Raw genomic sequence first — 24,500 nt, forward strand, 5'->3', positions numbered from 1 at the left:
AGTGCGCCGTGGGAGCCGAGCTGAGGCCGGTCCGGGCCGTAGAACCGGTCGAACCCGTCAAGACCCTGATCGACGGAGTGGTCCGCGAGGTACGGGTGCCCGCGCTGGTGGGCCCTCCGGACCGGGGATCCCTCGGGGACCTCCCCTTCGTCAACGCCTGGGAGGCCCCCGGGGAGGCGGTGTTCGCCCGCAAGGACCAGGACGGCGTCTGGCACGACGTCCCGGCGGCGCAGTTCGCGGCCGAGGTGCTCGCCGTGGCCAAGGGCCTGATCGCCGAAGGGCTCCGGGAGGGCGACCGGCTCGCCATCATGGCCCGTACGACGTACGAGTGGACCCTGCTCGACTTCGCCGGCTGGGCCGCCGGCCTGGTCACCGTACCGATCTACCCGACCTCCTCCTCCCTCCAGGCGCGCTGGATCATCCAGGACTCCGGGGCCGTGGCCTGCGCCGTGGAGGACACCGCGCAGGCCCGGCTCATCAGCGCCGAGCGCGCCAACCTGCCCTGGCTGGCCCACCTGTGGGAGTTCGACACCGGCGCGGTGGCCCGGCTGGTCAAGGCCGGGGAGCGCATCCCGGACGCGGTGGTCCACAACCGGCGGGCCGCCCGCTCCCCGGACTCCGTCGCCACCCTCATCTACACCTCCGGCACCACCGGGCAGCCCAAGGGATGCGTGATCACCCACGCCAACTTCTTCGCCCAGGTGGACAACGCGGTGGAGCTGCTGCACCCCGTCTTCAAGTCCGTCAGCAAGGACCCCGCCTCCACCCTGCTGTTCCTGCCGCTCAGCCACGTCTTCGGGCGGATGGTGGCCGTCGGCTGCATGCGGGCCCGCGTCAAGCTCGGGCACGCCCCCAGCATCCGTACCGAGGACCTCCTCGCCGACCTCGCCGGCTTCCGGCCCACCTTCCTGCTGGCCATCCCCTACGTACTGGAGAAGGTCTACAACACCGCCCGGGCCACCGCCGAGAAGATGGGCCGGGCCTCCTCCTTCGACCGGGCCGCCCGCATCGCGCAGCGCTTCGCCGAGACCGCCGAGGCCAGGACCCCCGGGCCCGTGCTGCGCCTCGCCCGGTCCCTCTACGACCCGCTCGTCTACCGGCGCATCCGGGCCGCGCTCGGCGGCCGCGTCCGCTACGTCCTGAGCGGCGGATCCCCCCTGGGCCGACGGCTCGCCGCCTTCTACACCGGCGCCGGCATCGAGGTCTTCGAGGGCTACGGGCTGACGGAGACCACCGGCGCGAGCACCGTGACCCCGCCGCTACGGCCCCGCCTGGGGACGGTCGGCTGGCCGCTGCCGGGCACGGCCGTACGGATCGCGGACGACGGGGAGGTGCTGCTGGGCGGCGGGCACGTCTTCGCCGGCTACTGGAACAGCGGGCACGCCCTCCCGTACGGGAGCTGGCTGGCCACCGGCGACATCGGCGAGCTCGACGCCGACGGGTACCTCACCATCACCGGCCGCAAGAAGGACCTGATCATCACCTCCGGCGGCAAGAACGTGGCCCCGGCGCCGCTGGAGGACTGGCTGCGGGCCCATCCGCTGGTCGGCCAGTGCATGGTGGTCGGCGACAACCGGCCCTACATCACCGCGCTGATCACCCTGGAATCCGACGGGCTGCAGCACTGGCGCCAGATGCACAAGAAGCAGAACGTGCCGATGCGCGAGCTGGTGCGGGACGAGGAACTGCGGGCGGACCTCCAGCGGGCGGTGGACGAGGCGAACCGGCTGGTCTCGCGCGCCGAGTCGATCCGCCGCTTCGCCGTCCTGCCGGGCGATTTCACCGAGGCGCGCGGCCACCTCACCCCGTCGCTGAAGCTCAGGCGGGGCGCGATCGCCCGGGACTACGCGGACCGGATCCAGGAGCTGTACCGGGGGCCGCGCGAAGCCTGAGCGGCGGGCCCCGCGGACCCGTTCTATGGTGGACAGATGGGTCCGGGGGGCCGCCCGAGGAGGGCGCCGTGCACCGTTCCCGCGTCCGTAGGGTCATAGCCGGCGGGACAGCTGTCGGCGCGATGCTCCTGGCCTCGCTGGGGGCGGCGCCGACCCCCACACCCGCGTCCGCACCCGCGCCCACACCCGCGTCCACCTCCAGCGCGCCCGCCGGGGGCGACGACCCCCTGGCGCGGTTCCACGACCAGCGCCTGCGCTGGGGCGACTGCCCCGAGAAGCCCGTGCCCGCCGAGATGCGGTGCACCGTCGTGGAGGTCCCGCTCGACTACGCGGCCCCGGGCAAGGGCACGGTCAAGCTGGCCCTGGGCCGGCTCCCGGCCACGGACCCGGACCGGCGCATCGGCTCGATCCTGATCAACTTCGGCGGCCCCGGCGCCCCGGGCCTGGCCGGCCTCGCCGCCGATCCCAAGACGTTCGCCGACCTCGGCGAACGCTACGACCTGATCGGCTTCGACCCCCGCGGCGTGGGCCACAGCGATCCGGTTTCCTGCGGCGCCGGCGACACCGTAGGAGACCCGAGCGCCGACACGGCCGCGGCGCTGTCCGCCCTGCGGGACGAGGTCAAGCGCTGCGAGATCAACTCCGGCCCGGTCCTGGCGCACATGGGAACCATGGACGTCGCCCGCGACATGGACGTGATGCGCCGCCTCCTCGGGGACGAGAAGCTCAACTTCCTCGGCTTCTCCTACGGGAGCCGGCTCGGCGCCGTGTACGCCGCCCTGTTCCCCCGGGACACCGGCCGCATGGTCCTGGACGGCGTCGACACCCTCACCGAACCGCTGATGGAACAGGCGCTGGTATCGGCCCGCGGTCAGCAGCGGGCCCTGGACAACTTCCTGACCTGGTGCGCCCACCAGAACGACTGCGTCTACGGGACGAACACCCGTACCGCCAGGGAAAAGGTGGCGGCCCTGGTGGAGCGGACCGACACGCAGCCGCTGGTCGGCGACGACGGCACGGAGGTGAGCGGCCCGATCATCGTCCTCGCGATCGGCCAGGCCCTGTACTCACCGCTGGCGTGGCCCGCGCTCGCCAAGGCGCTGGCGCAGGCGGAGCGCGAGCGCGACCCGGCCGGGATGCTGGCCCTGCTCGGCCTGGGGGCGGAGCCGACGGACCCGACCGCCCCGCCGGACCCGACCGACCCGGCCCAGGCAGGCGGCTCCGATCCGGTGCCCGCCGACAACCTCGCCGCCGCCCTCGCCGCCGTGACCTGTGCCGACGACCCGGACCGGTCGATCGAGAAGGCCACCCCGGCCGCACTGGAGAAGGAGATCGAGGAACGGGCGGAGGAGTTCCTGAAGGTCTCCGAGGTGTTCGGGGTGCCACAGCTGTTGTCCGTGCTCACGTGTTACGGACGGCCCGCCGGCACCGACTTCATCCAGAAGATCCACCACCCGGGAGCCCCGCCGATGCTGCTGATCGGCACCCGCGGCGACCCGGCGACACCGTACGAGTGGACGGAGGAGACCGCCGAGCGGCTGGGCTCGGCGGTGATCGTGGACCACAAGGGCGACGGCCACACCGGCTACTCGACCTCGCGCTGCGTGCAGGAGTACGCCGACGACTTCCTCATCTACGGACGCCTCCCATCCGGAACCCGCTCCTGCCCGGCCGGAGAATGAACCGGTGAGACGGCCTAGGCCCGGGCGGCCGGGCGGTAGGTGCACACGTGGACGCCGGCCGGGCTGATCGCCGTGGAGACCAGTTCGAGCGTGCGCAGTCCGCCGTCGGCGGGGAAGATCGACTTGCCGCCGCCGAGCAGCACCGGCATGACCATCAGGCGGAGTTCGTCGACCAGGCCCTCGCCCAGCAGGGTGCGTACGAGGGTGGGGCTGCCCATGACCACCAGGTCGCCGCCCTCGGCCTCGCGCAGCTCCCGGATCCGGTCGACGGCCTTGTCGCCGGCGATGAGCGTGGTGTTGTTCCACGTCAGATCGGCCTCGCCCAGGGTCTGGGACACCACGTACTTCGGGACGGAGTTCATCCGGTCGGCGAACGGGTCGCCCGCCCGCTCCGGCCAGGCCCCGGCCATCGTCTGCCACGTGCGGCGCCCGAACAGCAGGGCCTCGGCGTTCTCCATCGCCTCGGTGAAGGAGCCGCCGACCACCTCCGGGTCGAAGAACGGGTGCGACCAGCCGCCGTGGGCGAAGCCGCCGTCGTTGTCCTCGCCCTGGCCGCCCGGGGCCTGTACGACGCCGTCCAGGCTGATGAACTCGGTGATGACGATACGCATGGGGTTGTTCCTCCGCCTCGGTCCGGTGTGTACGCAAGGGAGACCGCCGCGCTCCCCGGAATTCATCGCACCCGGCCGGGCCTTGTCGAGTGAGCTGGGTCACACCCTCGATGAGGGGTGGTAGAAATGGTCTGTCATCGGGGTGATTCGGGCGAGGGTCCGGGCCGGTTGTCCATTCGGTCGTGAGACCCGGGTGAAGCCGAGACGAATGGTGCGTCACATCTCCCGGAGGGACGGCGAGTCGGGGGCGAATACCTGATAGACAGTGGATATTCACGGCTCGACCAGCCATGTACCTTTGACGGCTCCTTGGGGGGATCGCCGCACTGTGAAGCCGCTTCACCGCCACCTCGTCAACACCTCGCGCAAGGTCCTGTGCACGGCCGCGCTCGCGGCCAGCCTGACCACCGCCGCGGTCGTGACCAGCCCGTCGACCGCCGACGCGGGAGAGTCCGAGCCCACTCCGGACAGTCCGCAGGCCGCCGACCGCGGTGACGCCCGGCTGGATCTGCCCGACATCATCGCCGACCCGCCGCCCGCCGGGGTGGGCGCTCCGGAGGGGGCCAGCGGGATACCCGCGACCGCCCTCGACGCCTACAACCGTGCCGAGCTGTCGGTGGCCGCCGCGCTCCCCGGCTGCAAGCTGCCCTGGCAGCTGCTCGCGGGCATCGGCCGGGTGGAGTCCGTCCACGCCTCGGGCTACGGGCTCAAGGCGGACGGCTACACCGAGAAGCCCATCCGCGGCCCCCGCCTCGACGGCAACGGCTTCGCCGAGATCCGGGACACGGACAAGGGCGAGTGGGACGCGGACGCGGTGTACGACCGGGCCGTCGGCCCGATGCAGTTCATCCCGTCCACCTGGCGCACCTGGGGTGCCGACGGCAACGGCGACTCCAAGCGCGACCCGAACAACATCTACGACGCGGCACTGGGCGCGGGCCTCTACCTGTGCGCGGGCGACCGCGACCTGTCGAACGCGGCCAAGCTCGACCAGGCGATCCTCAGCTACAACAACTCGCGCGAGTACGTGAACACCGTGCTCGGCTACATGCGCCAGTACCAGGCCGGCGGCGCGGGCGAGGTGCCGAACCCGCCCGTCGGGGACTACCCGACGCAGCCGCCGGGCACCCTGCCCACCCCGCGCGTGCCGGTCACGCCGTCGAACCCGGTGACGCCGACCCCGACGCCGACCCCGAAGCCGACGCCGACCCCCACCCCCAAGCCGACGCCCACGCCGACTCCGACGCCGGAGCAGCCGAAGCCGACGACCCCGCGCCTGGCGGAGCTGACGCTCCTCGGCGGTCCCGGCCTCACGGCCGAGGCCGGTGCGGCCTTCGCGGAGGTCCCGAAGGTCAAGGTGCTCCTCAGCGACGGCAAGCCCGCCGTCAACCAGGAGGTCGTCTTCGCGGTCGAGGGGGACACCACCGGCGGCACGCTCTTCGGGACGGCGGACTCCCTGGTGGTCAAGGCGGGCGCCGACGGCATCGCCGCCGCGCCCGGGCTCAAGGCGGGCCCCAAGGCCGGCACCTTCACCCTGCGGGCCTCGGCCTACGACCCGCAGGGCAGGATCACCGTGCAGTTCGAGGGCAAGGTCACGGTGACGGTCGCCGACAAGCTGGCCCGCGCGGGTGACGCGAAGCCGCTGGAGGCGGTCGCCGGCAAGAGCTTCACGGGGGTGGAGGTCTTCGCCACCGCCGCCGGGAAGCCCGTCGCGGGTACGGAGGTCATCGCCGACCTGGTCGTGAAGGACGCGGACGGCACGTGGGTCCCGGTGGACCCGGAGACCGCGAAGGGGCCGTTCTTCAAGGACGAGGCCGGGAAGCCGGTCTTCGGCCGGCTGCTGGCCAAGGCGGGCGCCGACGGCAAGATCGTCCTGCCGGAGCTGTTCACCACGGACGTGGCCCCGGGCACCTACTTCGTGCGCCTGACCACCAAGGAGAAGGTGACCCTGGTCCTGGAGCTCAAGATCACGGCTCCGGCCACGACGCCGACCACGCCCACGACCCCGACGAAGACCCCGGTTCCCGCGAAGGCGCCGGCCCGCCCCTGAGGCCGTACGTACGCCAGTGGCCCCCGGCACCGTTCCCACGGTGCCGGGGGCCACTGCGTTGCCCGCCCCGCTCCGCCCCGCCGGGGAGAGAGGGGAAAGGCAGGAGCCCTGCCGGATCTGCTCGCGCAGAGGGGACAGGGCTCCTTGGGTACTGCTTTTCCAACCCGCGATTTAGGTTGGCCCAGGCGACTAAGCCGGGGTGACGTTCTCCGCCTGCGGGCCCTTCGGACCCTGCGTGACGTCGAAGTTCACCGTCTGGTTCTCCTCGAGGGAGCGGAAGCCAGAGGCGTTGATCGCGGAGTAGTGGACGAAGACATCCGGGCCGCCGCCGTCCTGGGCGATGAAGCCGAAGCCCTTTTCAGCGTTGAACCACTTCACGGTTCCGGTAGCCATGAGCCCTCCTATGGGCCAAAGGGTCGCCCTGCTCCAGAACCTGCTAAGAAGTCTGAAAACTACAAAAGCCTGCGGGTCACATTCTCCGCAGGCCTCGTACTGCAAGGGAAACCAAACTGCAACTTGCGTCGAGCCTAGCACGCACCCTGCGGCCGAGACCAGAGGGAAAGATCACGTCACCCGGACGTTTGAGACCCGCCGCAAGGCTGACGCGGACCCGGCCGCTAGTCTCGCGATGTGGACGTCTATCGCAGCCGGCCCCGCGTCGGCCACATTCAGTTCCTGAACTGCCTGCCCCTCTACTGGGGGCTGGCCAGAACCGGCACTCTGCTGGACCTGGAGCTGACCAAGGACTCCCCCGAGAAACTCAGTGAGCGCCTCGTCCAGGGGGACCTGGACATCGCCCCGATCACCCTCGTGGAGTTCCTCCGCAACGCCGACCAGCTCGTCGCCTTCCCCGACATCGCCGTCGGCTGCGACGGTCCGGTCATGTCCTGCGTGATCGTCTCGCAGGTCCCCCTGGAGCAGCTCGACGGAGCCCGCGTCGCACTCGGCTCCACCTCCCGTACGTCCGTGCGCCTCGCCCAGCTGCTGCTTTCCGAGCAGTACGGCGTACGGCCCGACTACTACACCTGCCCGCCCGACCTGAGCGTGATGATGCAGGAAGCGGACGCGGCCGTACTGATCGGGGACGCTGCGCTCCGGGCCTCCCTGCACGACGCGCCCCGGCTCGGGCTGACCGTCCACGACCTGGGGCACATGTGGAAGGAGTGGACCGGGCTGCCGTTCGTCTTCGCCGTCTGGGCCGCCCGCAAGGACTACCTCGCCCGCGAGCCCGCCGTCGTACGGGAGGTCCACGAGGCCTTCCTCTCCTCCCGGGACGTTTCCCTGGAGGAGGTCACCAAGGTGGCCGAGCAGGCGGCCCGCTGGGAGGCCTTCGACGCGGAGCTGCTGGAGCGGTACTTCACGACGCTCGACTTCCGCTTCGGTCCCGAGCAGTTGGCCGGTGTACGTGAATTCGCACGCCGTACGGGATCGACGACCGGGTATCCCGCGGATGTCGACGTGGAGCTGCTGAGCACGGTGGTCCAGGAGTGCTGACCGGGTTTACCCGGCGGTAGTCCAAAGGGCGGACGGGCGGATGTGCGGTTTACCGGGAATTCCCGCCCTTTCTGCATTTCCGGCCCGGGGGCGGAAATGCAGAAAGGATGACCGCGCCCGGTCCCCGGCCCGTCCCGGCACCGCCTAGGCTGCTGCTCGGCCGGGCGGCACAAGGCGCCCGGGATCAAGGGGAATTGGGGGACGCGATGCAGCCGCTCGAAGCCGGTGAGCCGCGGACCATCGGCGCCTACCGGCTGCTCGGCCGGCTCGGCGCGGGTGGCATGGGCCGGGTCTACCTCGGGCGCAGCGCGGGCGGCCGGACCGTCGCCGTCAAGATCGTGCACCCGCATTTCGCCACCGACGAGGAGTTCCGGGCCCGGTTCCGCCGCGAGGTGGAGGCGGCCCGGCGGGTCGGCGGCGAGTGGACCGCGCCGGTCCTGGACGCGGACCCCGAGGCCCCGGTGCCGTGGGTGGCCACCGGGTACGTGGCCGGGCCCTCCCTGGACCGCGCGCTGGCCGCGCACGGCCCGCTGCCCGAGGCCTCCGTACGGGCCGTCGGCGCGGGCCTGGCCCGCGCCCTGGTGGCCGTGCACGGCCTGGGCCTCGTCCACCGGGACGTGAAGCCGTCGAACGTGATGATCACCCTCGACGGGCCGCGGCTGATCGACTTCGGCATCGCGCGGGCCACGGACGGCACCGCCTCGCTGACCTCCACCGGGGTATCCGTCGGCTCGCCCGGCTACATGTCGCCCGAGCAGATCCTCGGCAAGGGGATCACCGGGGCGGCCGACGTGTTCTCGCTCGGCGCGGTCATGGCCTTCGCGGCGACCGGCCGGCCGCCGTTCACCGGGGACAACTCGGCCACCCTCCTCTACAAGGTGGTCCACGAGCCGCCCGAGCTGGGCGCGCTGCCCGCCGGGGAACTGCGCGACCTGATCGAGGCCTGCCTGGCCAAGACGGCGACCGACCGGCCGGCCCCCGAGGCGGTCGCGGCGGCCCTCGGCGGGGCGCTGGGCGCGCCCGGCTGGCTGCCCGGGCCGCTGGTCGAGGAGGCCAGCCGGGCCGCCGTGGCCCTGCTGGACCTGGACGCCGATGCCTCCGAGGGCGGTGCGGGAGGCGGGCCTGCCCCGGCCGGAGCCGGGGTCGCGGCGGCACCGGAGGCCGCGTCGGGCCCGGTCCCCTTCACCGCCGGGTACTACACCCCCGCCGGCGCAGGCTTCGGGGCGCCGGACCCTTCGTACGGTGGCGGCGTCGGCCCGTATGCCCCGCCCGGCTCGCCCGGCGCTCAGCCCGGGACGGCCGGCCCGTACGGGAGCGCGCCCACCGGCGGCTCCGGCCTGGCGGCGGGTCCGTACGGGAGCGCGCCCACCGGCGGCTCCGGCCCGACGGCCGGTCCGTACGGCTTGCCGACCGAGACCGCCGGTGGCGGGCTGCCCGGGCAGCGGACCCCCTCCGGCGGGCGGCAGGTCACCGTCAGGGCGGCCGGGCGGCGGTTCAGCTGCACCCTGGTCCTGGCCGCGGCGGCCGCGTTGGCGGTGCTGTCCGGCGGGCTGTACTGGCTGGACGTGCTGCCCGGCCAGGGCGGCAGGGAGCGGGACCTGGCCGACGCCGGAGCGCACCCCTCCACCTCGGCGTCCGCGCCGGCCCCGGCGGCCACGGGCCCCTCGGCCCCGACGGGGAGCGCCGCACCCAAGGGGACCCGCACCGATGTCCCCAAGGAGCTCATCGGCACGTGGAAGGGCACGGTCACCACCGCCCACACGCGCCTGGCCACCGAGTTCGAGATCACCATCAAGGCCGGCAAGGTCGGTGACGCCGTCGGCCGCGACAAGTCGGTCATCCCCATCCTCGGCACCGATTGCAGCGGTGACTGGAGGCTCGCCGCGGCGACCGACCGCTCCCTCGTCCTGGACACCTCCGCCGGCCCCAACCCGGCGCCCGGCATGTGCTCCAACGGCTCCGCCGACGAGCGTTTCACGCTCAACGAGAACGGGACGCTCCACTACAAGTCGGGCGACGCCGCGGCCGGAAACCCCGAAGGCGACCTCACGCGCAGCCCCTGAATTCCGTCGCCGGACCCTGGCGTAGGCTGGATCGGTCCGGACCTTGACACAGACACACCGCCGAAAGGTGACTCACCGGTGACCGACCAGGCCGTTCTCCAGTCTGTCCTCGACCGCGCCGCCGCGGGGGGCCGGATCACCAAGGAAGAGGCGCTCGACCTCTACCGCCATGCGCCGCTGCACGCGCTGGGCCAGGCGGCCGACGCCGTGCGCCGCCGCCGCTACGCCGGTACCGAGCACATCGCGACGTACATCATCGAGCGCAACATCAACTACACCAACGTGTGCGTCACGGCGTGCAAGTTCTGCGCCTTCTACGCGGCCCCCAAGGACGCCAAGAAGGGCTGGTCCCGCGACCTCGACGACATCCTGCGCCGCTGCGCGGAGACCGTCGAGCTCGGCGGCACCCAGATCATGTTCCAGGGCGGGCACCACCCGGACTACGGCGTCGAGTACTACGAGCACCACTTCTCGGCCATCAAGAAGGACTTCCCGCAGCTGGTCATCCACTCCCTCGGCGCGTCCGAGGTCGAGCACATGGCCCGCATCTCGGGCGTCTCGGCGGAAGAGGCCATCCAGCGCATCCACGCGGCCGGCCTCGACTCCTTCGCGGGCGCCGGCGCCGAGCTGCTGCCGGAGCGGCCGCGCACGGCGATCGCGCCGCTCAAGGAGTCCGGCGAGCGCTGGCTGGAGATCATGGAGATCGCCCACAAGCTGGGCGTGGAGTCCACCTCCACCATGCTGATGGGCACCGGCGAGACCAACGCCGAGCGCATCGAGCACATCGCGATGATCCGCGACACGCAGGACCGTACGGGCGGCTTCCGCGCCTTCATCCCGTACACCTACCAGCCCGAGAACAACCGCCTCAAGGGCCGCACCCAGGCGACGATCTTCGAGTACCTGCGCATGATCGCGATCGCGCGCCTCTTCCTCGACAACATCGCCCACATCCAGGGCTCCTGGCTGACCGTCGGCAAGGAGGCGGGCCAGCTCTCGCTGCACTACGGCGCCGACGACCTCGGGTCGATCATGCTGGAGGAGAACGTCGTCTCCTCGGCCGGTGCCAAGCACCGCTCCAACCGCCAGGAGATCATCGACCTGATCCGCAAGGCGGGCCGCACCCCGGCGCAGCGCGCGACGACCTACGAGCACCTGCTCGTGCACGACGACCCGGCGAACGACCCGGTCGACGAGCGCGTGGTCTCGCACATCTCCTCCACCGCCATCGAAGGCGGAACGGCGCACCCCGAGCTGAAGCTCATCTCCACGAACTGACGACGCCCGCCGACCGATGCTGACGCTGCACACCGCCGAACTCCTGCTCCCCGGGCCGGGATCCGCGCCGCTGCCGGGCGGTGCGGTCCTCGTCGACGGCGACCGGATCGCCCGCGTGGGGCCGTACGAGGAGGTCGCCGCGGCCCACCCGCACGCCCGGACCCGTCGCTGGCCCGGGGTGATCACCCCGGGGCTGGTGGTGCGCGGGGCGGACGAGCTGCTGGAGCGCACGTACTACCCGGACGACCCGTACGAGGTCACCGAGCTCGGCGCCGACCCGATCCGGGGGGCGGCCGCGCTGGAGGCGCTGAAGATGACCGAGCCGCGGTGGGGCCACAGCGCCCGGCGCGGTACGCAGCGGCTGCTGGCCCGCGGCGTGGTGGCGGTCTGCGGCCGCTTCACGATCCCGGCGGTGCGCACGGCGGTGTCCCGGTCCGGGCTCACGATCCTGCCGCCCGCCGCCTACGAGGGGCCGCCCGCACTGGATCCCTTCGCCGGGCGGGGCGCCGCGGCGGAGGCCTTCCACGGGATCCTGGAGGCGGGGGTCCCGGCGCGCTTCGCGGTCTTCGCGGTGGCGGACGGGGCCGAGTTGCTGGAGCGGGGTGCGACCACGTGCGTGGCCACGGTCATCAGCGGGCGGCTGCTCCACCGCCGCCGCTGAGCCCGCTCTCCCCGCCGCGGGCGGTGTCCTCGGCGCGCCGGGTGTCCTCCCGGGCGAGGGCGGCCAGCAGGCAGGCCTGCAGGCGGCTGATGCCGCCCAGCTTCGCCCGTATGTTGACCACGTGGAACTTGACCGTGCTGACGGAGAGTTGAAGCTCGACGGCGAGTTCCCGGTTGGAGGCGCCGGTGGCCAGGCACAGGAACACCGCCGATTCCTGCTCGGTCAGCTGGGCTTCGGCGGGCCGGTCCCCGTCCGGTGCGGTGCCGTCCGGCACGGCGGCCCCCGGCACGTCCTCGTGCGGCGCCTGTTCCTCCGCGCCCGGCTCCTCGTACGAGGGGAACCACGCCGGGACGCTGAAGCTGACGACGCGCACGTTTTCTCCTAGCCCCCGGGCGCCCGTCCTGTGGCCGCCTCTCCCCCTATGGGACGGACGGACCGGACAGGTAGGTTCCCTTCGCGTCGTACGGCCAGGCGTTGGACTTGCAGCCGAGGAGCCCCTTGATCTGCTGCATCATCGCCGGAGCGGGCTTTCCGGGGGCGGGGCAGGTCTCGTGCCCGCGGCCGAGCTCGTGCCCGACCTCGTGGTTGACGATCAGGGCCCGGTACTCCTCGGGCGAGCCGTCGAACTGCGGCGAACCCTCCTGCCAGCGCTTGAGGTTGACCACGACGGTGTGCCCCGTGCTGCAGTTGGTCTCGCCGATGAGCTCGGGCGTGACCACCTCGCACAGGCGGTCGGTGGTCTTGGGCGTGGCGATCTTGATGGTGAAATCGACCGGCTGGCCCGCCCCGACGAGCTGGAAGCCGTACTTCGGGTCCTGGGTCCAGCCGCGCCGGTCCCCGAGGATCGCCTCGACCGAGCGGGCGGCCGACTCCGGGTCGACCCCGCTGCCGTCCTCGACCTCGATCCGCCAGCGGCGCGCGGGTCCCTTGCCCTGCGCCTTGCCGGCGGTGGTGGAGGCCTTGAAGGCGCCCGGCTGGGCGGGCGTCGCGGCGTCGGGCGACGGCGTGGGCGAGGCCGGGGGAGGCGCCGCCGGTGAGGCGGACGGCTGCGGGGAGGGGGACTCCTGGCCGCCCTGCGGGAGCGCGTTCGCGGAACCGTCGGCGGATTCCCCGGCCGTCGGGTCCGGCTTGGCCGCGGCCCGGCCCGCGGCGGCCTTCGCGTCGTCGTCCTGGGGCAGCAGCGTGTACGCCGTCGCCGAGACCACGGCCAGTGCCGCCGAGCCGAGGAGGATGGTGCGCCGCAGCCGCTTGCGCCGCTCCGCCCGGCGCTGGGCGCGCGGGCTGGTGCGGCTTGAGCGACCGGTGGAATGGCCTGGCGGCATCGTGAAGCTTCCTGTTCGCGGCGGCCGCTGCCGGACCGGCCACGATTCGGTCACCGATCCGGTGGGTGACCCTCACCGGGCCGCACCCTGTCAGTCAACGTGTCCGCCGGGGCGCGGCGTAACTGTCCTTCGGAACAGTTTCCGACACCCGTCCGATGGGAAGGGGGGCCGGGGGTGCCGGGGTGGCGGAGCCCCCGCGGCTCGCGGGGGGCGGGGCCTGAGAGGATGGGTGCGTACCCGCCGATCCGCATCGCACACCGAGGGGCGAACGCCAGTGACAAGGGCTTCCCTGGACAAGCAGCCGCACGAAGTCGCCTCCATGTTCGACGGCATCGCGGCGAAATACGACCTCACCAACGACGTCATCTCGCTGGGCCAGGCCCGGCTGTGGCGCAAGGAGGTCGCCAAGGCGGTCGGCGCGCGCCCCGGGCACGTGGTCCTCGACCTGGCCGCCGGAACCGCCACCTCCTCGCTGCCCTTCGCCGCCACCGGCGCGTACGTCGTCCCCTGCGACTTCTCCCTGGGCATGCTCATGGAGGGCAAGAAGAAGCACTCCTGGCTGCCGCTGACCGCCGGTGACGCGACGAAGCTGCCGTTCAAGGACGACGCCTTCGACACCGTCACGATCTCCTTCGGGCTGCGCAACGTCCAGGACACCGACGCCGCCCTGCGCGAGCTGTACCGGGTGACCAAGCCCGGCGGGCAGGTCGTCATCTGCGAGTTCTCGCAGCCCACCTGGGCGCCGTTCCGCACGGTCTACACGGAGTACCTGATGCGGGCGCTGCCGCCGGTGGCCCGCACGGTGGTGTCCGACCCCGACCCGTACGTGTACCTCGCCGAGTCCATCCGCGAATGGCCCGACCAGCCGGCGCTGGCCGCGCTGCTGCAGAAGGCCGGCTGGTCCAAGGTCGCCTGGCGCAATCTCAGCGGCGGCATCGTCGCGCTCCACCGGGGCATCAAGGACTGACCGCCGTGCCAGACGTCGCGCCCACGGACTACGGGCCCCTGCTGGAGCGGATCGCCGCCGACATCGCCCCGCTGATCGGCAGCGGCACCCCGGCCGAGTACATCCCGGCGCTGGCCTCCGTGGACCGGCGGCAGTTCGGGATGGCCATCGCCGACCTCGACGGCAACGTCTTCGGGGTGGGCGACTGGCGGGTCCCCTTCTCCGCCCAGTCCATCACCAAGGTCTTCGCGCTCGCCCTGGCCCTGGCGGAGGGCGGCGACAGCCTGTGGGAACGGGTCGGCCGGGAGCCTTCCGGCAACCCGTTCAACTCACTCGTACAGCTGGAGTACGAAAACGGCATTCCTCGCAATCCATTCATCAACGCGGGCGCCCTCGTGGTCACCGACCGGCTCCAGACCCTGACGGGCGACGCGAGCAGCGAGCTGCTGGAGTTCCTGCGGCAGGAGAGCCAGAACCCGGACATCGGCTTCGACGCCGAGGTCGCGGCCTCCGAGCAGGAGCACGGCGACCGCAACGCGGCCGTCGCCCACTTCATGGCCTCGTACGGGAACATCGACAACCCGGTGCCCGCGCTGCTGGAGCACTACTTCTGGCAGTGCTCCATCGAGATGAGCTGCGCCGACCTGGCCCGCGCCGGGCGCTTCCTGGCCCGGCACGGGCTGCGCGCCGACGGCACGCGGCTGCTGACGCGCAGCGAGGCCAAGCAGATCAACGCCGTGATGCTGACCTGCGGGACGTACGACGCGGCGGGCGAGTTCGCCTACCGCGTCGGGCTGCCCGGCAAGAGCGGGGTGGGCGGCGGCATCGTCGCCGTCGTCCCGGGCCAGTGCACCCTCGCCGTGTGGAGCCCGGGCCTGGACGCCCGGGGCAACTCGGTGGCGGGCGTGGCCGCCCTCGACCGCTTCACGACGCTCACCGGGCTTTCCGTTTTCTGAACGCCGGAGGGGCTGGGCATTCCAGCCTCGCCGGAGTTTGAGGCGCGGGGTCCGGGGCGGGGCGGGGAGACGGCTCCGCGCAGCGGCCCGTCAGCCCCGGCCGAGCGCCAGCTCGTAGCGCCGCGCCGGATTGCCGCCCGGCGTGGTGAACTCCTCGGCCAGGGTCATGCCCAGACGCTCCGCCACCGCCACCGAACGCGCGTTCCGGGCGTCGATCATCGCCACCACGTGCGGGACACCGGCCGCGCGGACCCGCTCCAGCGTGGCGAGCGCGGCGGCGTACGCGTAGCCCTGGCCCCACGCGGAGCGACCCAGCCGCCAGCCGATCTCGATCTCCCCGACCGGGCCCCACTCCTTCTCCCGGGGCCACGGCTGGGCGCCGGTGAAGCCGATCACCGCGCCCTGCGCGTCCACCAGGGTCCACAGGCAGTAACCCAGTTGGGCGTCGTGCATGCGCTGGCGCGCAGTGAACTCCTCGTACGCGGACAGCTCCGCGGGACCTCCCAGGAACTCCATCACGTCGGGGTCGGCGAAGGCCGCGTGCCAGGCGTGCGCGTCCTCGTCGGTGGGCACGCGGAGCTGAACGGCCGGAAGCGGCCGGGTCGGCGAGGTGGTCATCGGAGGCACCCTTCGGATCGCGATCTCTCTCGCTGCATAGACTGCACATGTCCGGTGCCGCCTGGCACCCTATATCGAGCCTTCGGGAGATCCCGCAGTGACCGAGCTCCTCTCCGAACACTCCGCGGACGTGATCGTCGTCGGGGCCGGGCCCGCCGGCTCGACCACCGCCTACTACCTCGCCAAGGCCGGATTGGACGTCCTGCTGCTGGAGAAGACGGCGTTCCCGCGCGAGAAGGTCTGCGGCGACGGCCTGACCCCGCGCGCCACCAAGCAGCTGGTGGCGATGGGAATCGACATCTCCGAAGAGGCCGGCTGGCTGCGGAACAAGGGTCTGCGGATCATCGGCGGCGGCCAGCGGCTCCAGCTGGACTGGCCGGAACTCGCCTCCTATCCGGACTACGGACTCGTCCGCAAGCGCGACGACTTCGACGAGACCCTGGCCCGCCAGGCGCAGAAGGCCGGAGCCCGGCTGTACGAGCGCTGCAATGTCGGCGAGCCCGTGCGCGACGCGCGCACCGGCCACATCACCGGCGTGCACGCGAAGCTCGGCGAGGAGAAGACCCCGGTCACCTTCCACGCCCCGCTGGTCGTCGCGGCCGACGGCAACTCCTCCCGGCTGTCCCTGGCGATGGGCCTGCACCGGCGCGAGGACCGCCCGATGGGCGTGGCCGTGCGGACGTACTTCACCTCGCCGCGGCACGACGACGACTACCTGGAGTCCTGGCTGGAGCTGTGGGACCGGCGCGGCGCGCAGGACCGGCTGCTGCCCGGCTACGGCTGGATCTTCGGCATGGGCGACGGCACCTCCAACGTGGGCCTCGGCATCCTCAACTCCTCCTCCGCCTTCAAGGAGCTGGACTGGCGCGAGGTCCTCAAGGCCTGGTGCGCCTCCATGCCGGAGGACTGGGGCTACACCCCCGAGAACATGACGCAGCCGATCCGCGGCGCGGCCCTGCCGATGGCCTTCAACCGGCAGCCGCACTACACCAAGGGCCTGCTGCTGGTCGGCGACGCGGGCGGGCTCGTCAACCCGTTCAACGGCGAGGGCATCGCGTACGCCATGGAGTCGGGCCAGATCGCGGCCGACGTCATCGTGCAGGCACATGCCCGCGCCACCCCCGCCCAGCGGGAACTGGCGCTGCACAACTACCCGAAGGTGCTCAAGGAGACCTACGGCGGCTACTACACCCTGGGCCGCGCCTTCGTGAAGCTGATCGGCAACCCGAAGGTCATGAAGATCGCCGCCCAGCGCGGTCTGACCCACCCGGTGCTGATGCGGTTCACCCTGAAGATGCTCGCCAACCTGACCGACCCGACGGGCGGCGACGCGATGGACCGCATCATCAACGGCCTCTCGAAGGTGGCCCCGAAGGCCTGAGCCGACCGGTCAGTCGTCCGTGCCCGTGCCCGCTTCGGTGGGGGCGGGCACGTCCGCGTCCGGCTCCGGGCGGCCGTGGACGGTACGGACGCACCTGGCCAGCAGGACCAGCCCGCACACCAGCAGCGCCCCCGAGGCGGTCCAGCCGAGGCCCAGCGTGAGCGGGTGGCCGGGCTTGTGCCAGGGGCGGGCGGTGGTCAGCAGCCAGCCGCCCACCGCGAGCAGGCCGAGTCCGAGCGCGGCCGGGACCGCGGTCGGGTCGCCGGCGCCGTGGGACGGGTACGGCTTCGGGTTCACGGGACCACCAGCTCCAGGGGCGGGTCGGGGCGGGTCGGGGCGGCCCCGAGGGTCGGGCGCGCGCTCCCGCTATCTTCGCAGGGCCTCGGCCGGTTCGACACGGGCCGCCCGCCAGGCGGGATGGAGCCCGGCCAGCAGCCCGGTGACCAGCCCGGCGAGCGGGGCCGCGGCGACGGTGACCGGATGGATCACCGGGGTCCAGTCCCGGGCGAGGGCGACGGCGACCACGGTCAGCTCGCCCAGCGAGGTCCCGACCAGGCCGCCGAGGCCCCCCAGGGCCGCCGACTCGGTGAGGAACTGGGCCGCGACGTGCCGCCCCCGCGCGCCGAGCGCCCGGCGCAGCCCGATCTCGCCGGTCCGCTCCAGTACGGCGACCAGGGTGGTGTTGGCGATCCCGACCGCGCCGACGACCAGGCAGATCCCGGCGAGCAGCAGGAAGAGCGCGCTCAGGTCGGCGGTGACGCCGGAGCGCAGCGTCCGCGGATCGGGCGGCGGTACGGCCTTGAGGTACTCGGGGTGGTCGGGGCGCAGCGCGAGCGGGGCGAGGCCGGCGACCTGGCGGGCGGCGCCGAGCCGGGTGGAGATCAGCATGGTCGCAGCACCGGGCGGGGGCGGCCCCCAGAGCTGCTCGGCGGTGGAGCGCGGGACGAGGACCGACATCAGGTGTTCGGGCCGGCGCCGGAGGTCCGTGACGATGCCCGCCACGGTGAAGGGCTCCTGGCCGATGTAGAGGGCGGGCCGGGTGGCCAGCGTGGTGATGCCGAGGCGGGTGGCCAGCCCGCTGCCGATGACGACGACGCGCTCGTGGCCGCGCTCGGCGAAGTCGTCGTAGAGCCGGCCCTGCTGGAGGGTCGGCACGAGGGCGGCGACGGCACCGGGGGAGGCGGCGACGACGGCAGCGCCGGTGGCCGGGTCGCCGGCGCCGGACGGCAGGGTGGCGACGGCGGTGCGCGGATCGAGCCGGACCGTCCACAGCACCCCGGCGTGCTCGATGCCCGCGACGGCGCGCAGCCGCTGCTCGGCGTCGGCGGGGAAGCCGGTCCCGGCGAACTCGTCCTGCTGGGCGGCGACGTCCTCGACGCCGACCTCGGTGGCGGTCAGGACGTCGAACCTGGCGTCGATCTGCGAGGAGAGGGTGGCGGTGAGGCCGAGCACCGCCACGAAGCTGCCCACGCCGAGGACGGTGCCGAGGGCGGTGAGCACGGCCCGGCCGGGGCGGCGCAGCATCCCGGCGACGGCCTCGGCCAGGGCGTCGCGCACGGCCAGCCGGGTGGGTGCGACGGCGCTCACGGATCCAGCCGCCCGTCGCGGATGGTGAGGGTCCGGGCGCCGCGCCGGGCCACCCCGGGGTCGTGCGTGATGACGAGGACGGTCATCCCGGCGCCGTGCACTTCGTCCAGCAGCCCGAGGACGGACGCGGCGTTCACGGAGTCGAGATTGCCGGTCGGCTCGTCGCACAGCAGCAGCGAGGGGCGCCCGACCAGGGCGCGGGCGATCGCCACCCGCTGGCGCTCGCCGCCCGACAGCCGGCCGGGCACGGCGCCGGCCCGGTGTCCGAGACCGACCCGGGCGAGGGCCTCGCGGGCCCGTACGAGGCGCTGGGCGGGCGGGACCGCGGTGTAGAGCATGGCGAGGGCGACGTTCTCCAGGGCGGACCGGTGGGGGAGGAGGTGGAAGGACTGGAAGACGAAGCCGATCCGGCGGCCGCGCAGGGCGGTGCGCTCCCGGTCGGGGAGGGCCGCGGTGTCGATCCCGTCCAGCAGGTACCGGCCGCTGGTGGGGGAGTCGAGCAGCCCGGCGACGTTGAGGAAGGTGGACTTCCCGGAGCCGGAGGGGCCGACGACGGTGACGAACTCGCCGCGCCGGACGGTCAGGTCGCAGGGGTGCAGGGCCTCGACGGGCGGCGGCCCGGGGTAGGTGAGACCGACCCCGCGGAGTTCGATCACGGGGCTTTCGCCGGTGCCCTTTCCGCCGTCGCCGTCGCCGTCGCCGCCGCCCTCGCCGCCGGAGGGCTGCCGGGACGGCAGGGACGGCCGGGTCCGTCGGGACAGGAGCTTCATCCGGTCTTTCCCCGGGTCTCGCGGGGCGCGACCCCGATCACCACTTTGGTCCCGGCGGCGAGGGCGCCCGCCTGGGCCGGGGTGACGGCCACGAAGCCGTCGCCGCGGGTGCCGGTCCGTACCTCGATGCGCCGCTGGGTGCCTTCGGCGGACACGGCGGTGACGACCGTACGTCCGTCCGCGCCCGCCGAGACGGCGGTGACCGGGACGACGAGCGCCTCGCCGTCGGTGGCGGCGGACTCGACGGTCAGCCGGACGTCCTGCCCGGCGAAGCCGGCCGGCAGCGGCTGGTCGGCGCGGACCACCATCCGGTAGCCGAGGTCGGCGCCGCCGCCCGGGCCACCGCTCCCGCCGCCCTTGGGGTTCTGGCCGGGGTCCGGCTGCGGCTGCGGTCCGGCGGGCTGCGCGGCGGACCGCTCGGTGGCGACGAGCGCCACCTTCCCGCGGACATCGGTGCCGGCGAGCTCGGAGGAGATCACCACGGTCATCCCGGCACGCAGCAGCTGCCGCTTGTCGTCCTTGAGGTAGGCCTCGACGACGAGCTCGCCGCCGGAGAGCGTGAGCACCGGCCCGGACACGGGGGAGCCCGCACGGGCGCCGACGGAGCTGACGCGGGCCGGGAAGGAGCCCAGGAACACGCTCTCGGCGGCGGGCAGCATCGGCCCGTCGGCCGCCTCGGCGGCGGCGAGCGCGGCCTGGGCCTCGCCGAGGGCCTGCCGGGCCCGCGCGAGCTCCCGGCCGGAGCCCGCGCCGGGACGGGGGCCGGAGCCGGGGCTGGCCGCCGCGCCGGGGCTGGCCGCCGCGCCGGGGCCCGGCGTCGCCCCGCCCTTGCCGGATCCGCCCTCCGCGGGCGCGCCCACGGAGCCGGTGGGGCCGCTCACGTCCTCCAGGGCCCACGTCGCGGACCGCACGGCATCCCGCGCCGACCTGAGAGCCGCGCCCCCGTCGGCGACCGCGGGCAGCGGCTCGTACCCGACGGCCCGGTAGCGGGCGGCGAGCGCGGCCTTCGTACCGGCCCCGAAGACGCCCGTCGCGTCGCCGCCGGTCCCGTGCCCGAGCTCGCGCAGGGCCCGCTGCAGCTGCGCGACGTCGTCGCCGGTGGCCCCGGGCTTCAGGTCTCGGTACATCGGCTGCGCGCCGTGCAGGGTGAACACCGGACGCCCGGACACCTCGGCGATCAGCTGCCCCGCCGTGACCGGGTCCCCGGCCTTCAGCGGCAGTTTCGTCACCAGGGCCGCGCCCGTCCCCTCGCCGGAGCGCACCCCCTGCGGGGACACGGCGACGCTCTGGTCGGCGACCACCGTCCCGCGCATGACCACGGTCTGCGCGAGCACCCGCCGCTCGACGTCCGCGGTCAGGGGCCCCTGCGCGGGCGGGCCGGTCTCCGCGGCCACCTGCGCGGGGGACTTCACCAGCGTGGTCGCCAGCAGCCCGCCGACCGCCATCAGCGCGGCCCCGCCGACGAGCGCGAGCACCACGCGCCGCCCGCGCGCGAGTCCGCCGCGGTCGTCCTCGGGGACCGCCGGGTCCGGGTCCGGGGCCGGGTTCTCGGGCTGCCCCACGAGCCGCTCCGGTCCGCTCATCCCTCCGGCCGGCACTTCTTCAACGCGTCGAGGTGGTCGCGCTTGAGCGAGCTCCACTGTTCGGGAGTGCCCTTGCGCTCGTCGATCTGGCCGGTGACCGGGTCCGGGTCCGGGTACCAGGAGATGCCCTCGGCCCGCAGGCACGCGGACTCCTGCTGCGCGGCGGCGATCCGGACGGGCGCGGCCGGCTGGGGCTTCGGCGGGGGCGGCAGCATCGGCGCGCAGGTCTTGTGCGCCTCGTCGTTCCAGGGCCTCGACTTGTCCTCGCGCGGAGCACCGTATTCCGTGTACACGATCGCCACTCCCTGCTTCTTCAGGCAGTCGTAGTAAGCGATTTCCTCCGCGGTGGGTGGCGGACTGTCGCTCGTCACAGGCTTTTTGTCGCCGCCCCCGCATCCCGTCAGTGAAATGCACAGGAGAAGGAGAGGGGGCAGATATCTCGCGTGCACGACGGGTTTCCCCTTGCGTCGGTAGGAGTGGATCGGGCGCATCCGTACGACGGGTGGGGGAGCGCGCGCCAGATAGTAGGGACCTGTGGTCGGGCAGGACAAGTTACCTATCGGACAAGAGAGTTGACGATCCATCAGCTGAGAAGGAGCTTGAACCGGCAGGGGGTTCGCTGTTGAATCCCCTGCCGGGCGGAAATGCGCCACCCCGGTCCGCCCGAACAGCCCCGATCTCCACCCGAAGAGTGAGGTAAGCGTGATGGGCAACGCAATGAGCAAGCTGACGGCCGGCTGCGTCGCCGCCGTTTCGGTGGGTGCCATTCTGCTGGGAACCGCGGGTCCGGCGACCGCCTGGGGGCGCGACGGAAATCTGGAGAACCAGGAGTTCGGGCTTTTCTACTGGCAGAACCAGTCCGGTTGCGTCTTCGACCTGGTGACGAGCGACGTGAACTTCAGCGACGACAAGTACCAGGGCTCCTGCTCGGCCAGCGGGAACTGGATCAACGACACCACCGAGTCCTACCGGAACCGGGACGTCTACGCCTGGAAGGTCGGCACCGACAAGGACCTGGGCGGCAACGTCGGGGAGATCCCGTCGAACTACGCGGGCAACGCCTCGGCGAACTTCAAGAACAAGATCAGCTCGGCCAAGTACACCCTCCACCCGTAGTCCGGAACCAGCAGAAGGAGTGCCACGCGATGGACACCTCCCGGCGCCGCCGGCCCGCCGCCCCGGCCGCGGCTCTGCTGTCGGCCGCCCTCCTGGCCGGCTGCGCAGGGACCGGCGGCTCCGGGGGCGGTGAACCGGAGCTCGGCCCCGTCGAGGTGAACCCGGCGACGGCCGCGCTGTCCCTCCCGATGGACGCGTACACGGACACCGAGGCCGAGCGGATCCGGATGGGCCGGGTCCAGCAGGCCCTGGTCTCCCGGTGCATGGCCCGGTACGGGTTCACCTACGAGGGCGTGCGCGCGGCCGAGGCCCCCGGCGCCGGCGCCGAGGACCGGCACGCGTACCTCTTCGGCCTGGCCGATCCGGCGTACGCGGCGGCCCACGGGTACGACAAGTCGGCGGGGGCGGGGAGCCCGGCGAAGCCCGCCGCCCCGCAGCTGAGCGACAGCGCGTACGTCGTGATGAACGGCGAGCGGCCGGGTGCCCAGGGCGGCACGGCTCCCGACGCGAACTCCGAGGAGGAGGCCGCGCTGGTGGACAGCGGCCTGACGGCGGCCGGGCAGAAGGTGCCGGCCGGCGGGTGCGGGCGCGAGGGGTTCCGCAAGCTGTACGCCCCGACCAAGGACAGCGTGGACCTGATGTTCGCGTTCGGCCTGGCCTCGGAGGCGCACGACCGCTCCCGGCAGGACTCCCGGGTCGTCGACGCCCTCGGGAAGTGGTCGTCATGCATGGCCGCGGCGGGATACGCCGGGATCGAATCGCCGTACGACGTCGTGGAGAAGCTGGGCCTGCAGGACGCCCCGGGCGGTCCGAAGGCCGTGACGGCGGCCAAGGCCGATGTCGCGTGCAAGCGCGAGGTGAACCTCGTCGGCATCTGGGGCGCGGTCGAGAAGGCGTACCAGGAGCGGCTCGTCGAGGAGCACGCCGAGACGCTCGCGCTCTACAGGGAGCAGCGGGAGGCCCGCTTCAAGCTGGCGGCCTCGCTGGCCTGAGAAGGGCCCGGGAGGCCCCGGGGCACCCCCTGACGGCCCGGAAGCACGAAGAACGGCCCCAGGGCCGGTACTCCGCCCCCGAGCGGGGGAGTACCGGCCCCTGGGCCGTCTCTTTCGGATCTTGCCGGGCCCGCGACGCCCGGCACCGCACCTGGCCGCGTTGTCGGGGCGCCCGAGTTCGTCCAGTACACGGTGCGCTCCTCCGCCTTGCCATGCTTCCCCTCGGCCCTGGCGGGCCTGGGGAGGCCCCATGGCACCGGACGCCGCGGGCTCGGCCGACAAGATCCGAAAGAGACGACCTAGGCGTGTCTCCCGGCCTTGCCTGGTGCCCCGGTCCGAGCGGTGCTCAGAGGACGCGGACGGCGCCAGTCGGCTTGTCGTAGCTGAGGTTGCGCTCGACGATGCCGGTGCTGGGGTTCTGCGCGCCGACGAACTTGCCGCCGCCGACGTAGATGGCGACGTGGTACGCGCTGCCCTTGGAGCCCCAGTACAGGATGTCGCCCGGCTGCAGGGCGTCCAGCGACACCGAGGTGCCGAACGAGGACTGCGCCTGGGACATGCGCGGCAGGGTGACGCCGGCCTGGCGGTAGGCGGCCTGGACGAGACCGGAGCAGTCGAACGAGGAGGGGCCGGTGCCGCCCATCACGTACGCCTTGCCGACCTGCGCGCGGGCGAAGTTGACGATGGCCGCGGCGGAGCCGGTGGCCGGGGCGGAGACGGTGCCGGTGCCCTGCGGGGCGGCGGTGCTCTTCAGCGTGGTGCGGTCGGAGCTGCGGCTGGAGCGCTCGGCCTCGGCCTTGCGGACGGCTTCTTCCTTCGCCGTCTTCTCGGCCTTCTCGGCGTCGGCCTTCTTCTGGGCCTCTTCCTTGGCCTGCTTCGCCTCGGCGGCGGCGCCGGTACGGGCGCTCTCCTCCTGGGCGGTCAGTTCGCCCTCGACGGCCGCGAGACGGGTGTTCTCGGCGGCCACGGTGACGGCGGAGGAGACGTCGGCGCCCAGGTCCAGGTTGAGGACCGGCATTTCGAGCGTCGTCTCGGCCACGGGCTCGGCGGACGGGGACGCGCTCGCGGTGCCGGCCATGGCCAGGGTGCTGAGGACGCCACCGGCAACTCCGGCGCGGACCGCGAGCTTCGAGGCGCTGCGGCGGGGCTTCCGGTGGCTGGGTATGTGAGCGGTGTGGGACATGAGGACAACCGCTATCAGGGCGTCCGGGTTCCCTTCAAGAAACGTGGGGTGCGCCACAGTTGCGCGAGAAAGGCGCGAACCGGGCGCGTCCGACTTCTTATTGACGCCGTAACGGGCGAATCGGACAGGCCCTCACAAGGCTGTGATCATGGGGTTTCGGTATTAAGTCCTAATTGATCCTTGACCTACCATCACTCCGCACAGATGGCCAAGCCCTCTTTCGGAAGGCTCGATTCGGAGTGGCGCAGGTCACAGCCGTGTCACGTCATGCGGACGCTGTGCCCCTCCCGTGACCTTCCTGTGAGCGTGCCGAGA

At 72.9% G+C, this 24,500-nt stretch carries 23 protein-coding genes; 12 read left to right on the forward strand and 11 right to left on the reverse strand.

The features are described from left to right. Positions 1-20: 20 nt before the first annotated feature. Together JYK04_RS24760 and JYK04_RS24765 are read left to right on the forward strand one after the other, a co-directional pair. On the forward strand, positions 21-1,892 hold the full coding sequence (locus JYK04_RS24760) for an AMP-dependent synthetase/ligase (protein WP_229875022.1): 1,872 nt from the start codon (positions 21-23) through the stop codon (positions 1,890-1,892). Between the two features lie 68 nt (positions 1,893-1,960). Continuing rightward, positions 1,961-3,574, forward strand: coding sequence for an alpha/beta hydrolase (locus tag JYK04_RS24765; protein WP_229874992.1), 1,614 nt, complete (start codon positions 1,961-1,963; stop codon positions 3,572-3,574). 14 nt (positions 3,575-3,588) lie between these two features. Here the strand turns inward: JYK04_RS24765 and JYK04_RS24770 are convergent, their stop codons facing one another. Further along, entirely contained in the window at positions 3,589-4,185 is a 597-nt protein-coding gene (locus JYK04_RS24770) for a dihydrofolate reductase family protein (protein WP_189733518.1), read from the reverse strand. A gap of 328 nt (positions 4,186-4,513) precedes the next feature. On the opposite strand from JYK04_RS24770, the gene JYK04_RS24775 reads away from it, so the two are divergent. Next, on the forward strand, positions 4,514-6,235 hold the full coding sequence (locus JYK04_RS24775; protein WP_229874991.1) for a lytic transglycosylase domain-containing protein: 1,722 nt from the start codon (positions 4,514-4,516) through the stop codon (positions 6,233-6,235). Positions 6,236-6,424: 189 nt separating this feature from the next. On the opposite strand, the gene JYK04_RS24780 is transcribed toward JYK04_RS24775, so the two are convergent. Then, positions 6,425-6,628, reverse strand: a complete 204-nt coding sequence (locus tag JYK04_RS24780) for a cold-shock protein (protein WP_030012116.1) — start codon at positions 6,626-6,628, stop codon at positions 6,425-6,427. Between the two features lie 237 nt (positions 6,629-6,865). On the opposite strand from JYK04_RS24780, the gene JYK04_RS24785 reads away from it, so the two are divergent. The 4 genes from JYK04_RS24785 (at position 6,866) to JYK04_RS24800 (ending at position 11,731) form a co-directional block, all read left to right on the forward strand. Continuing rightward, on the forward strand, positions 6,866-7,729 hold the full coding sequence (locus JYK04_RS24785) for a menaquinone biosynthetic enzyme MqnA/MqnD family protein (RefSeq protein WP_030012117.1): 864 nt from the start codon (positions 6,866-6,868) through the stop codon (positions 7,727-7,729). A 206-nt stretch (positions 7,730-7,935) separates the two neighbouring features. Beyond that, positions 7,936-9,792, forward strand: coding sequence for a serine/threonine-protein kinase (locus JYK04_RS24790; RefSeq protein WP_189733516.1), 1,857 nt, complete (start codon positions 7,936-7,938; stop codon positions 9,790-9,792). Between the two features lie 78 nt (positions 9,793-9,870). Continuing rightward, complete coding sequence (gene mqnC / locus JYK04_RS24795) at positions 9,871-11,070, forward strand: cyclic dehypoxanthinyl futalosine synthase (protein WP_033224154.1); 1,200 nt, start codon at positions 9,871-9,873, stop codon at positions 11,068-11,070. A 16-nt stretch (positions 11,071-11,086) separates the two neighbouring features. Further along, positions 11,087-11,731, forward strand: coding sequence for an imidazolonepropionase-like domain-containing protein (locus tag JYK04_RS24800; protein ID WP_189733514.1), 645 nt, complete (start codon positions 11,087-11,089; stop codon positions 11,729-11,731). Here JYK04_RS24800 and JYK04_RS24805 read toward each other — a convergent pair. Further along, positions 11,700-12,104: a response regulator transcription factor gene (locus JYK04_RS24805; RefSeq protein ID WP_189733512.1), complete on the reverse strand. Its 405-nt coding sequence runs from the start codon at positions 12,102-12,104 to the stop codon at positions 11,700-11,702. The two genes, JYK04_RS24800 and JYK04_RS24805, sit on opposite strands and share 32 nt — an antisense overlap. Before the next feature lie 46 nt (positions 12,105-12,150). After that, positions 12,151-13,053, reverse strand: coding sequence for a DUF3152 domain-containing protein (locus JYK04_RS24810; protein ID WP_189733510.1), 903 nt, complete (start codon positions 13,051-13,053; stop codon positions 12,151-12,153). Between the two features lie 274 nt (positions 13,054-13,327). Between JYK04_RS24810 and JYK04_RS24815 the strand changes: the two genes are divergently transcribed. Together JYK04_RS24815 and JYK04_RS24820 are read left to right on the forward strand one after the other, a co-directional pair. Beyond that, positions 13,328-14,020, forward strand: coding sequence for a demethylmenaquinone methyltransferase (locus JYK04_RS24815; protein WP_189733508.1), 693 nt, complete (start codon positions 13,328-13,330; stop codon positions 14,018-14,020). A 5-nt stretch (positions 14,021-14,025) separates the two neighbouring features. Continuing rightward, positions 14,026-14,955, forward strand: a complete 930-nt coding sequence (locus JYK04_RS24820; protein WP_189733506.1) for a glutaminase — start codon at positions 14,026-14,028, stop codon at positions 14,953-14,955. A 90-nt stretch (positions 14,956-15,045) separates the two neighbouring features. Here the strand turns inward: JYK04_RS24820 and JYK04_RS24825 are convergent, their stop codons facing one another. Continuing rightward, on the reverse strand, positions 15,046-15,573 hold the full coding sequence (locus JYK04_RS24825) for a GNAT family N-acetyltransferase (protein WP_189733504.1): 528 nt from the start codon (positions 15,571-15,573) through the stop codon (positions 15,046-15,048). Between the two features lie 97 nt (positions 15,574-15,670). Between JYK04_RS24825 and JYK04_RS24830 the strand changes: the two genes are divergently transcribed. Continuing rightward, on the forward strand, positions 15,671-16,954 hold the full coding sequence (locus JYK04_RS24830) for a geranylgeranyl reductase family protein (RefSeq protein ID WP_189733501.1): 1,284 nt from the start codon (positions 15,671-15,673) through the stop codon (positions 16,952-16,954). 9 nt (positions 16,955-16,963) lie between these two features. On the opposite strand, the gene JYK04_RS24835 is transcribed toward JYK04_RS24830, so the two are convergent. The 5 genes from JYK04_RS24835 to JYK04_RS24855 all read right to left on the reverse strand — a co-directional run bounded on the left by JYK04_RS24835 (position 16,964) and on the right by JYK04_RS24855 (position 21,265). Further along, positions 16,964-17,251: a hypothetical protein gene (locus tag JYK04_RS24835; RefSeq protein ID WP_189733499.1), complete on the reverse strand. Its 288-nt coding sequence runs from the start codon at positions 17,249-17,251 to the stop codon at positions 16,964-16,966. A gap of 69 nt (positions 17,252-17,320) precedes the next feature. Then, the gene (locus JYK04_RS24840; RefSeq protein ID WP_229874990.1) at positions 17,321-18,541 is read right to left on the reverse strand and encodes an ABC transporter permease; all 1,221 of its coding nucleotides are present in this window, start codon (positions 18,539-18,541) and stop codon (positions 17,321-17,323) included. Then, positions 18,538-19,311 carry an ABC transporter ATP-binding protein gene (locus JYK04_RS24845; protein ID WP_189733497.1) on the reverse strand — a complete coding sequence of 258 codons (774 nt, stop codon included), beginning with the start codon at positions 19,309-19,311 and terminating at the stop codon, positions 18,538-18,540. The genes JYK04_RS24840 and JYK04_RS24845 overlap by 4 nt, the downstream gene beginning before the upstream one ends. Then, a complete protein-coding gene (locus JYK04_RS24850) occupies positions 19,308-20,894 on the reverse strand; it encodes a peptidoglycan-binding domain-containing protein (protein ID WP_229874989.1) in 1,587 nt (528 codons plus the stop codon). The genes JYK04_RS24845 and JYK04_RS24850 overlap by 4 nt, the downstream gene beginning before the upstream one ends. Beyond that, entirely contained in the window at positions 20,891-21,265 is a 375-nt protein-coding gene (locus JYK04_RS24855; protein WP_189733495.1) for a hypothetical protein, read from the reverse strand. The genes JYK04_RS24850 and JYK04_RS24855 overlap by 4 nt, the downstream gene beginning before the upstream one ends. A 334-nt stretch (positions 21,266-21,599) precedes the next feature. Here JYK04_RS24855 and JYK04_RS24860 point away from each other — a divergent pair, with 334 nt between their 5' ends. Further along, positions 21,600-22,010, forward strand: a complete 411-nt coding sequence (locus JYK04_RS24860) for a hypothetical protein (protein ID WP_189733493.1) — start codon at positions 21,600-21,602, stop codon at positions 22,008-22,010. Positions 22,011-22,039: 29 nt separating this feature from the next. Next, on the forward strand, positions 22,040-23,002 hold the full coding sequence (locus JYK04_RS24865) for a hypothetical protein (RefSeq protein WP_189733491.1): 963 nt from the start codon (positions 22,040-22,042) through the stop codon (positions 23,000-23,002). A gap of 346 nt (positions 23,003-23,348) precedes the next feature. On the opposite strand, the gene JYK04_RS24870 is transcribed toward JYK04_RS24865, so the two are convergent. Beyond that, positions 23,349-24,185, reverse strand: coding sequence for a C40 family peptidase (locus JYK04_RS24870; RefSeq protein WP_189733489.1), 837 nt, complete (start codon positions 24,183-24,185; stop codon positions 23,349-23,351). Between the last annotated feature and the right edge of the window lie 315 nt (positions 24,186-24,500).

Source organism: Streptomyces nojiriensis (genome assembly GCF_017639205.1).
Lineage (GTDB): Bacteria > Actinomycetota > Actinomycetes > Streptomycetales > Streptomycetaceae > Streptomyces > Streptomyces nojiriensis.

Bases quoted from the DNA above. Each gene is read 5' to 3' on its own strand.
- JYK04_RS24770 (WP_189733518.1), bottom strand. From the start codon at position 4,185: ATGCGTATCGTCATCACCGAGTTCATCAGCCTGGACGGCGTCGTACAG.
- JYK04_RS24780 (WP_030012116.1), bottom strand. From the start codon at position 6,628: ATGGCTACCGGAACCGTGAAGTGGTTCAACGCTGAAAAGGGCTTCGGC.
- JYK04_RS24790 (WP_189733516.1), top strand. From the start codon at position 7,936: ATGCAGCCGCTCGAAGCCGGTGAGCCGCGGACCATCGGCGCCTACCGG.
- JYK04_RS24800 (WP_189733514.1), top strand. From the start codon at position 11,087: ATGCTGACGCTGCACACCGCCGAACTCCTGCTCCCCGGGCCGGGATCC.
- JYK04_RS24810 (WP_189733510.1), bottom strand. From the start codon at position 13,053: ATGCCGCCAGGCCATTCCACCGGTCGCTCAAGCCGCACCAGCCCGCGC.
- JYK04_RS24825 (WP_189733504.1), bottom strand. From the start codon at position 15,573: ATGACCACCTCGCCGACCCGGCCGCTTCCGGCCGTTCAGCTCCGCGTG.
- JYK04_RS24845 (WP_189733497.1), bottom strand. From the start codon at position 19,311: ATGAAGCTCCTGTCCCGACGGACCCGGCCGTCCCTGCCGTCCCGGCAG.
- JYK04_RS24850 (WP_229874989.1), bottom strand. From the start codon at position 20,894: ATGAGCGGACCGGAGCGGCTCGTGGGGCAGCCCGAGAACCCGGCCCCG.
- JYK04_RS24860 (WP_189733493.1), top strand. From the start codon at position 21,600: ATGGGCAACGCAATGAGCAAGCTGACGGCCGGCTGCGTCGCCGCCGTT.
- JYK04_RS24865 (WP_189733491.1), top strand. From the start codon at position 22,040: ATGGACACCTCCCGGCGCCGCCGGCCCGCCGCCCCGGCCGCGGCTCTG.
- JYK04_RS24870 (WP_189733489.1), bottom strand. From the start codon at position 24,185: ATGTCCCACACCGCTCACATACCCAGCCACCGGAAGCCCCGCCGCAGC.